At 63.2% G+C, this 9442-nt stretch carries 10 protein-coding genes; 8 read left to right on the top strand and 2 right to left on the bottom strand.

Features of this window, described 5'->3' with window-relative positions; genetic code table 11:
• From VIQ49_RS13630 to VIQ49_RS13600, 8 genes are all read left to right on the top strand, one after another.
• A partial coding sequence (locus tag VIQ49_RS13630; protein WP_331885416.1) for a hypothetical protein occupies positions 1–236 on the top strand: 236 nt, incomplete at its 5' end.
• A gap of 606 nt (positions 237–842) precedes the next feature.
• Positions 843–1043, top strand: a complete 201-nt coding sequence (locus VIQ49_RS13625) for a hypothetical protein (RefSeq protein ID WP_331885418.1) — start codon at positions 843–845, stop codon at positions 1041–1043.
• Between the two features lie 195 nt (positions 1044–1238).
• Complete coding sequence (locus VIQ49_RS29075; protein WP_422665468.1) at positions 1239–1346, top strand: hypothetical protein; 108 nt, start codon at positions 1239–1241, stop codon at positions 1344–1346.
• A complete protein-coding gene (locus tag VIQ49_RS29070) occupies positions 1339–1713 on the top strand; it encodes a virginiamycin B lyase family protein (protein WP_422665469.1) in 375 nt (124 codons plus the stop codon). The genes VIQ49_RS29075 and VIQ49_RS29070 overlap by 8 nt, the downstream gene beginning before the upstream one ends.
• Positions 1714–2054: 341 nt before the next feature.
• Positions 2055–4193 carry an MMPL family transporter gene (locus VIQ49_RS13615; RefSeq protein WP_331885412.1) on the top strand — a complete coding sequence of 713 codons (2139 nt, stop codon included), beginning with the start codon at positions 2055–2057 and terminating at the stop codon, positions 4191–4193.
• Entirely contained in the window at positions 4190–5293 is a 1104-nt protein-coding gene (locus VIQ49_RS13610; protein ID WP_331885410.1) for a hypothetical protein, read from the top strand. Before VIQ49_RS13615 ends, VIQ49_RS13610 begins: the two co-directional genes overlap by 4 nt.
• Positions 5294–5370: 77 nt before the next feature.
• Positions 5371–5907: a hypothetical protein gene (locus VIQ49_RS13605; RefSeq protein WP_331885408.1), complete on the top strand. Its 537-nt coding sequence runs from the start codon at positions 5371–5373 to the stop codon at positions 5905–5907.
• Positions 5904–6923, top strand: a complete 1020-nt coding sequence (locus tag VIQ49_RS13600; RefSeq protein WP_331885406.1) for a hypothetical protein — start codon at positions 5904–5906, stop codon at positions 6921–6923. Before VIQ49_RS13605 ends, VIQ49_RS13600 begins: the two co-directional genes overlap by 4 nt.
• A gap of 43 nt (positions 6924–6966) precedes the next feature.
• Here the strand turns inward: VIQ49_RS13600 and VIQ49_RS13595 are convergent, their stop codons facing one another.
• Together VIQ49_RS13595 and VIQ49_RS13590 are read right to left on the bottom strand one after the other, a co-directional pair.
• The gene (locus VIQ49_RS13595; protein WP_331885404.1) at positions 6967–8601 is read right to left on the bottom strand and encodes a sulfatase-like hydrolase/transferase; all 1635 of its coding nucleotides are present in this window, start codon (positions 8599–8601) and stop codon (positions 6967–6969) included.
• 182 nt (positions 8602–8783) lie between these two features.
• Positions 8784–9442, bottom strand: a 659-nt coding sequence (locus VIQ49_RS13590; RefSeq protein WP_331885402.1) for a response regulator transcription factor, incomplete at its 5' end; no start/stop codon positions are given.

Here is a 9442-nt window from a genome sequence, read left to right as displayed (position 1 = left end):
CAGTCACCCGGACGATCACGTTCGCCCCAATTCGAACTGTCCTCGGATTGACCGGATCTGCCGTGTTGATCATCGTGAACGTGGTCGCGGGACTGCTTCTCGGATTCTTCGTCACGGGAGTTGTCGCCGCAGCAATCACATGGCTCGTCTTCGGAATCAGCGCAACGATCCTGGCGACGCACTGGGCATCCCTCCACCGACGCGCCCAATCCACTCGACCACAACAACAAAGGTGATCATCGGCTACGTCGAGAACAACAAAGCAAATAGACAACCGTCGAGACATTCTGCAAGGCGCTCACCGAGCTTGGCTGGCTGATCACACCACCTGTATGCAGACCTGCGCCCGCGAATGGCCGCCAATGGCAGCGGGGATCTGCACGTAGTCTGCGGCCCCCCGGAACGACGCATTTCGGACACCGCCGTTGACACCGCCGTCGCGTACATCACGTAACCCACGCAGCGTTGTCTACGGTCGCAGTCGACTTCGGCACCCGAACAGCCTCACCAAGCTGCCGATCGCGCCGAAACTTGGCAATGATGCGCACATCATCAACGTCCTGATCCCGTACGCCGGGCGAGAGATCGTTGAACTCGCCGATCCGGCGGTTCGCGTGCTCGACCGTACCGTTCGGTGGGCCGCCACGCTAGGTCATAGCCCGTTCGACCCCCGCCACTACGGGGAAAGGTCTCAACACCGCAACCCAGCCACACAGGGGATGATCGCTCGAATGCTCTGACATTTACCCGAAATGGATGACGCACAAATTTGGCAGCACAGCGAAACTGACGACGCACACGACGCTTTCGACAAGTCAGGGGTCAGTGAAGTGAACGCTCCGATGCGCTACCAGTTCCTCATCGACGGTGGCATGTCGGATCGCGTGAACGCCGCCTTCCCCGATATGCAAGTGGCGCCAACCACGGGCGGATGCACAAGCCTGCACGGCCCGGTAGCCGACTACCTTGCCATGAGGAGCATCATGGCTCGGCTTGACTCACTGGGACTAACTATCGCCGAATTACGCAGACTCCCAGACTGATCAGAGCTCACCACAGTTACCCGTACGAGAACAGAATCGGTGCCGACGCGGCGGCGCCGATCAACGGGTTTCGTCGTGCAGCGACTCTTTAAAGCCAACGTAAACTCAAGGCGCGAAGACACTCCGGCATCGAGGACGCCGAAACACTGGTGGGACAGTTGCTTCGAACTCCCCACCCACGGCGCGTTCCCTTCGATGATCACGTGTGGACCTGACCGCTCACTGTGGTTCACGCTCAACCAGGCCAATGCCATCGGGCGGATCGACTCAGTAGGTAACCTCACGCAAATACCCGCTGCCTGACCCACCTGGTGCACCGGTCGGCATCGCGTATGGCGCGGAGGCCGTATGGTTCGTCGACATTGCAGGCGGCCGGATCGGCCGGAGCGAGGCCGACGCCACGACGGCACGACGGCACGACGGCACGACGGAGATGTTTCCGTTGCCCGACCCGGTAGCGAAGCCGCACGCCATCACCGCAACGGACTCCGGCGATTGTTGGTTCACCGAATGGGGAGCCAACCGCATCGGACGAATCGATCCATCCGGTTCGATCACCGAACTCGACCTGCCTACATCGTCCTCCGAGCCCCACGGCATCACCATCGGTCCAGACGGCGCTGTGTGGGCGGCGTTGGAAAACGGAGCAGTCGCTCACCCCACACCCTGACCACGCCAAGTCGATATCCGTCCGCCCCACCGATCAGTGGCTACGTGACTACGCGACGCACGATGGGTGGGGTGGCGATCATGCGCCGGAACACCGTCGCTGCGGATGTCTTTGGCTGGGCATGGTGACAGTCGAGGTCCACACGCCGGCCGATGACGCGCGCTGCTGGACGAACCAGACATCGTGCCGTCGTAGTAGCCGAACCATACCGCGAACGTGGCATCCGCATCACCTACAGCCTTGCATATCCTCAGTTCAGAAGGTGTCCGCCATGTCGCGATCCCAGAGCCGGACAAACCACCACTGGTGCCAGCCACGGCGTCGCCTGCACACTTCCTCGCATGATCGGCAATGCAATCGCTGGAATAATCCGACACCCGTGGAGGGTCCTGATCGGGTGGCTGGTGGTGACGGTCTCCATCGTCGCGTTCTCACCCGACCTCGACGACTACGTCACCGGCGACCAACAGGCGTTCCTACCCTCGTCTTTCGAATCGGTCACCGCTCAACAGATGTCGGATGAGTTCTTCCCCGCAACGTCGGGTGCTGGCGGAACCGTTGTGATCGCCCGCGACGACGGCGCACCCCTCACCGGCGACCAGCAGCAGCGAGCAGTCGCCCTGGCTGTGGAGCTGACCGATGCCTCTATACCCGGCGTCGGTGCCGTCACCGCAACACTGCGATCACTGTCACCGGACGGCCGGGTCGCAGCGCTCGGCGTGAACTTCACCGGGCCGCAGGGCGACGACATCGTGAACTCGGCAGTTCAGACGCTGCGATCCGACCTCGACACCGCACTCTCCGGAACCGGCATGCACGGCGGCGTCACCGGCAACGCTGCAATCGCCGTCGACACATCCCATGCCTACGAGGGCGCCGAAAAGGTCATCTCGATCGCGACAGTGCTGATTATCGTGCTCCTGCTGGGCGCAGTATTCAGGTCACCGATCATCGCGCTCGTCCCGATCGTGGTTATCGCCGCAACGTACGCTGCGGCACAGGGTCTGACGGCGTGGGCGGCCGATGTGTTCGGGTTCCAGGTCAGCACGTCCTTGGCGTCGATCATGATCGTCGTTCTGTTCGGCGTCGGGGCCGACTACATCGTGTTCCTACTGTTCCGCTACCGGGAGCGCCTGCGCGACGGTGCTGACCCCGCATCAGCACTCGAGGCCAGTACTGCATCGGTCGGCCGAGTGATCGCGTCATCGGCGCTCACCGTGATCGGTGCGTTTGCCGCGCTCTTCCTCGCGAAACTCGGTTCGCTGACATCGCTGGCCCCCGGACTGATCATCGCGGTGGCGTACATGCTATTCACCGCTCTCACGGTGGTTCCTGCGTTGTTCGCATTGCTCGGACGGAAACTGTTCTGGCCCAACGGTACTGGAATACATCGCGGGTCGCGGTACGGGGCCGTCGTCGCCCGCCGTCCCGCCGCTTTCGTCGGTTCCATCGTCTTAGGGCTCGCTGCCCTGGGTGCTTTTGCCACGGGGTATCACGCCACATATGACACTCTGTCCGAATTGCCCGACGACACCCCGGCCGCGCTCGCTTACACCGAACTTGCGACCGCTTTCCCAGCAGGCGCACTCAGCCCCACCCAGGTGTTCGTCGAGGCGGGGCAACCTCTCGATGAATCCACACTGCAATCCGCGGCCACCACCCTGTCGCAGGTCCCCGGCATGGCATCGGTGACGCCTGCGCAGGTGGCTGCGAACGGCACCGTTGCGGCATTCAACGTGATTCTGGCCGAAAGTCCTTTCTCTGCTGGGTCTTTGGATACCGTCGCCGGTCCGGTGCGCGATGCCGCACACGCCGCGTTCCCAGATGCTCAGGTGGCCGTGGGCGGGCAGACCGCGGTCCTGGCTGACGTGCGGTCTCAGCTCAATGCTGACACCGCGCTGGTATTTCCGGTCGCTGCATTGATCGTCGTCGCCATCCTGGCACTTCTGCTGCGGTCGCTGCTCGCACCCCTGGGCCTTATCGTCGCCGTCGCATTGACCTTCGCCGCGACGCTCGGGGCTCTTACCCTGATCTTCCTGCACGGCAGGGGTTTCAACGGAATCGATTTCACGACGCCGGTGGTGCTGTACCTGTTCGTCGTCGCGATCGGCACCGACTACAACATCCTGATGGCCGAGCGGGTGCGTGAAGAGTTCCGCAGCGGAAAGTCGCCGCGCGAGGCGACACGCATCGCAATCGGTATGGACGCACCGACTGTCGCCCTTGCCGGAGTCATCCTCGCCGCGACCTTCGGATCCTTGGCTCTCACCGGTCTGGACAACCTCGTAGAACTGGGTACCGGTGTCGCTGTGGGCGTCGCACTCGCGTCGCTCGTGATGGCACCGATATTGATTCCGGCACTGTCCGCGATGGTTGGTCGGCCGTTCTGGTGGCCGACGAGAGGTGGCGCACCAGACGGCCCGCCCGATGACGAAGTGATCATCGAATCCGATCAGTCTGCAAGAGAGGCAGTTTCATGATGAATCGACTTTCAGCCCTTGTTATCGCCGCACTCGTATTCGCGGTCGGTCTGACGGCTGGAACCGGGATTGCCAGTGGCGCAACGCTACCCGACCTTCCCTCCAGCCAGTTTCAGGTGATCGACTACGGCTCGTACGCGGTGCAGTACAGCGGTGCCACGGACCCGGACCAGATGTTGACGACCCGGCCCAAGGACGGCATCTCCTACCTTCCTGGTGACGGTGGCACCTGGGCCTTCAAGAAGAACATCAAGAAGCACACGGCTACTTTGTCGTTCGGCGATGCCGACCCGGACAGCCCCGCACACGGGTCTCGGTCGCTGAAGATCACCCTCACCACATCGGATACCTCCGACAACAACATCGTCCATGTTGCGTGTTCGGGCACCGGATACATCTGTCAGGTCCGCGGGACTGTCATCTACCTGGTAGACGACACGGCCGCCTTCCCGGATCTGGCGACGCGCACGGTGTCCGACGCGCAAACTCAGTACGGCCTGCTCCAGAAACTCTGCACGGGCGGGTCGGGCGCGCCGTCGTGCATGTTCACCACCACTTCCCGGGTGGCGCAGTTCGGCGACACGAAAATGATCACCGAAAACGTCTACCATCAGGCGAGCGAGATGGTTTACTCGCACGGCGAGACGATCTACACCTCCACCACGACGTCGTTCTCCGAGACGGTGACAGTTGGTGCGTCGTACGACGTGTTCAAGGCTTCGGTCTCCAAAACCTATTCGACCAGCATCACCGACTCGCGCACCGAGACTGACAATTTGATTTTCACGGTGCCGCCGGATTACTACTTCTGGATCGAAGGCCAATCAGCGGTGCTCCGCTACACCGGCGAGTTCGCGCTGCGCATGGGCAACAGCACCATCACTCTGTCCGGCGTCCACTACGACGTGCCGGACACCTCACGCACGTCGATGATGATGGCGCGCGCAACACCGACAGACCCCGGCCTCGGGACCGTTCTGAACTCCTCGCAGTTCACCGGTACTCGGCTGCCCTCCTGGGCCGGGTCGCTCGCCACCGGATCGTCCGGTGACCGCGGATCCACCATCAATGTCGGCTCGACTGAGAGGGCTTTCTCATGACTATCCATCTCCGTCGCGGCCGAACATTCGCGGTTCTGGCCGCGACGTGCGCGGCCGTCTTCGCAGTCGGGACTGCGTTGGCGGTTGCCGATCCCGGTGACCCGGCGCGCAAAAGTTCCGACCGCGGCGCCGGCGAGCTCGACCGCACCCGGGCATACAGCATTTGCAACTTCTCGGGTGTCGACCTCCAGCTCGTGAACTTGTTTACGGACGCCGCCGCAATGTTCGACGTCAGTCCGAGCGCCCGCGGCCTCGCGCAGTACCCGGTGCTGTCCACCCTGCGTGACAACGCCTGCGACGACTACCACTACGGGATCGAAATGCATAACACCCACAACACATCTGCAGTCTATGTGAATGCCGACCACACGGCGCTGGTGAACATCAAAGGGACGATCCTGCCGTCGTCCGACGGCCCCCAGGCCTGGCACACCAATACCGAATTCAAGTACGTATTCGACAGTCGCGCAGGCTATGTTGGACCAAAACTGTTGGTGCGAGTAGACACTGGCTCCCGTCAAATGCAGATCGTGCAGGGCGGGCTACTCGGTGACGACGCCGGCAGCCTTGGTTCGCTCGGCACTGGTTCGCTCGGCGAGCGAGGCGACCGATGAGCGCGCAGCAGCTGGTCCGCCGCGTCACTGCGGTGCTGGCCGCTGTTGCTGTCGTCGGTGCCGCAGCCACCGCATCTGTATCGGCTGATACTGCCTCCTCGACGGGACGGTTGTCGTCGGCAAACATCCGTGTGTACGACTTCACTACGTACGACCTACGTTTCGCCCAAACCGACTGGGGCTTGCCCAATCCCACCGACCCTGACGCCATCATCACCGCCAGGCCGACGGGCGGTGCGACGGCGCCGCCGGGCGACTACCAGGAGGTGTCGATCAAGCCGAACATCAAGATGCACGCTGTGCAGCTGCGCTACGAGTCGGCGCAGCCGTCCGGGCGGGGTGTCACCGTCGCGATCATCACCGACGACGATTCGTCGAATAACCGCTCGACCGTCGAGTGCACCGGCTCGGGCTACGCGTGCGTGACTGACGGCAAGGACTCGATCTACATACTCGACGACGTGGCCAATTATCCCGCGGTGGCAGTCCGCGACGTGCCCGCCGCGGATGCGCAAACCCAGTTCGACATGCTCCGCACCCTCTGCACCGCTACGTCGGGAGTGCAGTGCGAGTATCGGGTGGGTGGCAAGATGAACACCCTTTCCGATCCCCGTCGGGTGACTCCGGTGGTCTATTCGGACGTGCCGTGGGTATTTTCGCGGGAATTGACCGTCACCAGCGAGGCCACCTCGTCGATCACCAGCGGCACCGAGGTCGGCATCGCCTACGAGGAGATGAGTGCGTCGGTCGCCCGGGAGTACGGGACGTCGACAACCAAGTCGCATTCGTACACGGAGAACACGACGTACAACGTGCCTGCGGGCGTGTACTTCTGGGTGCAGGCCAGCGCGCCCGTCATCCGGTATACCGGCGATTTCAAGTTCTCGTTGAAAGGTGCCGGCGTGATCTACCTCAGGGACGTGTACTACGACGTTCCGGACCCCGGCCGTCCCGGCCGGATGGACCAGGTGAACAGCCCGGTGCCGCCGCTCTCGACACCGATCGAACACCCCTGACGGTCGACGTCGGTCGGATATCTCCGACCGACGTCGCACGGGGCTAGCGCATCACACCGTCAGGGGGTGTCGTTCGAGTCGCATCCATCTTCGCCGCCAATTTGCTGTGCATGACAGCCACCTGATCCGGGTGGTAACCAGGCACCCACGGGTCTGCGAGGTTCTGTTGCTCGTCGGGGTCGGAGTGCAGGTCGTACAGTTCCCGCTGCGCGGGTTCACGGCCGCTCGGGTCGAAGTACACGGTGTACTTCCAACGGTCATCGCGAATCGCGCGAATATGGTTGGGCTGTCGGACGATTCGCTGACCGTTGGGCGCCGCGGTGTTCTCGTCGTCGAAGGTGAACAACACGCTGTCCTGGACCACGACCGTCGGCTGCCGCGGATGTGCGACGGCGTCGGCGATCACTGGCGTCAGATCGGTGCCGCGGAAGACGAAGTCCGCCTGGTCGGGCACTCCGGCGAGGGTGGCGAACGTCGGGACCAGGTCGACGAGCGAGGCGAGCGCCTGCGTCGTGGCACCCTCCGGAAACATGACCGGGTTGCTCACGATGAGGGGGACGCGCAACGTCTCCTCGTAGGCGTTGAACGTCTTCTGCCGAAGTCCGCCGTGCGACATGCCCATCTCGCCGTGATCGGAGATGCGGACCACGACGGTGTCGCGGTACATGTCCGGATCATCCTCCAGTGCGTCGAGTACCTCGCCCAGTCTCTGATCTACCACCTTGTGCAAGTACGCGTAGAAGTTCACGTAATTGAGGGCGTCAGCCGGAGTCGGCAGCAGCCCCAGGGCCCCGGCCAGCAGGAACTGCGACTGCACCTGCGCCGACGGCTTGTGATTGAAAAGCAGGTTCTCCGCATAGGACGACGGCAGATCGATGCCCTGATGGAAGGCGCCGGGAGCGGCCGAACCGTAGTTGTCGCAGTCCCCTACGCGCTCGTTCCAACTGTTCGGGAACGACAGGATGTCGTGCGGGTTCGCCAGCGAGACGATCAGCGCCCACGGCCCGCTGTTCGGTGCATCGTCGCGCAGAAAGTCCACAGCCTGCTCGGTGACCGCACCGTCGTGGTCAGCGCAACCGCCCCCGAAGTTCGACGGTTCGGTGTCGCCACCGAAGTCGGGAGCAATCCAGCCTTCGAAGCCGTAACGAGCGACATCCGCAGGCGCCGGTGCTCCCCCGTCGACCCCCTTGCTCATATGCCACTTACCTCGGTAGTGCACCCGATATCCGGCCTGCTGCAGAACCTTTGCCATATTCTGCTCCTCCACCGGCAAGGTCGGTTCGGTGGGCGAGACCGTGCCGCCCTCGGTGAGCGTGCTGGTCACGCCGTGCTCGGCTGGATATTTGCCGGTGAAGAATGTGCTCCGACTCGGCGAACACATGGCGGCCGAGCAGAAGGCGTTCTCGAAGTTGAGACCGTGCTTCGTCAGTCGCGCGCGATTGGGTAGGTTCTCATCCGCCCACCCCGAGGGCCAGTGCATGGGTTTGCGCTCTTGATCGGTGATGAACAGCAAGATGTTCGGCCGGGACGGAATGCGGCCGCCGACGGACTCGACGCCGGTCGAGGCCGCCGCACGGTCGGGCGCAGCCACCGCCGCACCGGCAGCGATTGCTCCGATCCCGGCAAGAAAGTGCCTGCGCGAATGTCTCCGAGCTACGGACTGCGATTCTGCTGGCATCGAGTTTCCTCCTGTGATCGACCGGAAACGCGAAACGTACCGTGCTATCGACCGCGTTTTCGGAGACCGCCGAACCTCATCGCGCCACCGCCGAAGAGTACCTGGACGCAATACTGCGGCCACAGGATTCGGACATATGCGCCACTACCGCAGATGCAGTACACACCGTCGACGACGGTGAGTCACCGCCCCGTGGACCGCCCCGGTGAGACGATGCCCAACTCGTACGCGCGCACCACAAGTTGCGCCCGGTCCCGCGCGACGAGTTTGGCCATCGCCCGATTCACGTGAGTCTTGGCGGTGAGCACCGTGATACCCAGCGAACGCGCGATTTCGTCGTTGGCGGCGCCCCCGGCAACCTGGACCACCACTTCGTGCTCACGCGGAGTGAGGTCGTGCAGCTGGCTTTCGCCGCGAATCGCCGATCCGACTGGCCGCGCCAAGAATTCGTCCACCAGCAACCTGGTCGCAGCCGGCGAAAGCGGCATCGTCCCGTGCGCCACGGCTCGGACAGCGTCGAGCAACTCCGCAGGCCGCGCGTCCTTCCCCAAGAATCCGGCGGCACCTGCACGCAACGCCTTGGCGACATTCTCGTCGAACTCGAACGTCGTGAGAATCAGCACGCGTGTGCGTGCCAGCAAAGAATCCCCCGCAATTGCCTTGGTCGCCTCGATGCCGTCCAGTCGCGGCATACGAATATCGACGATTGCCACGTCAGGCAACGTCCGACGTGTCGCGAGCACGGCTTCAGCTCCGTCGCGCGCCTCGGCGACCACCGTCATGTCCTGCTCGGAATCGACGAGCAGACGCAGGGTACTGCGAAAGAGCGCCTGGTCGTCGG

Source organism: Williamsia sp., from assembly GCF_036566845.1.
Lineage (GTDB): Bacteria > Actinomycetota > Actinomycetes > Mycobacteriales > Mycobacteriaceae > Williamsia.
Note: the sequence above shows the minus strand (reverse complement) of the source record. Positions and strands in the feature narration are given on the sequence as shown.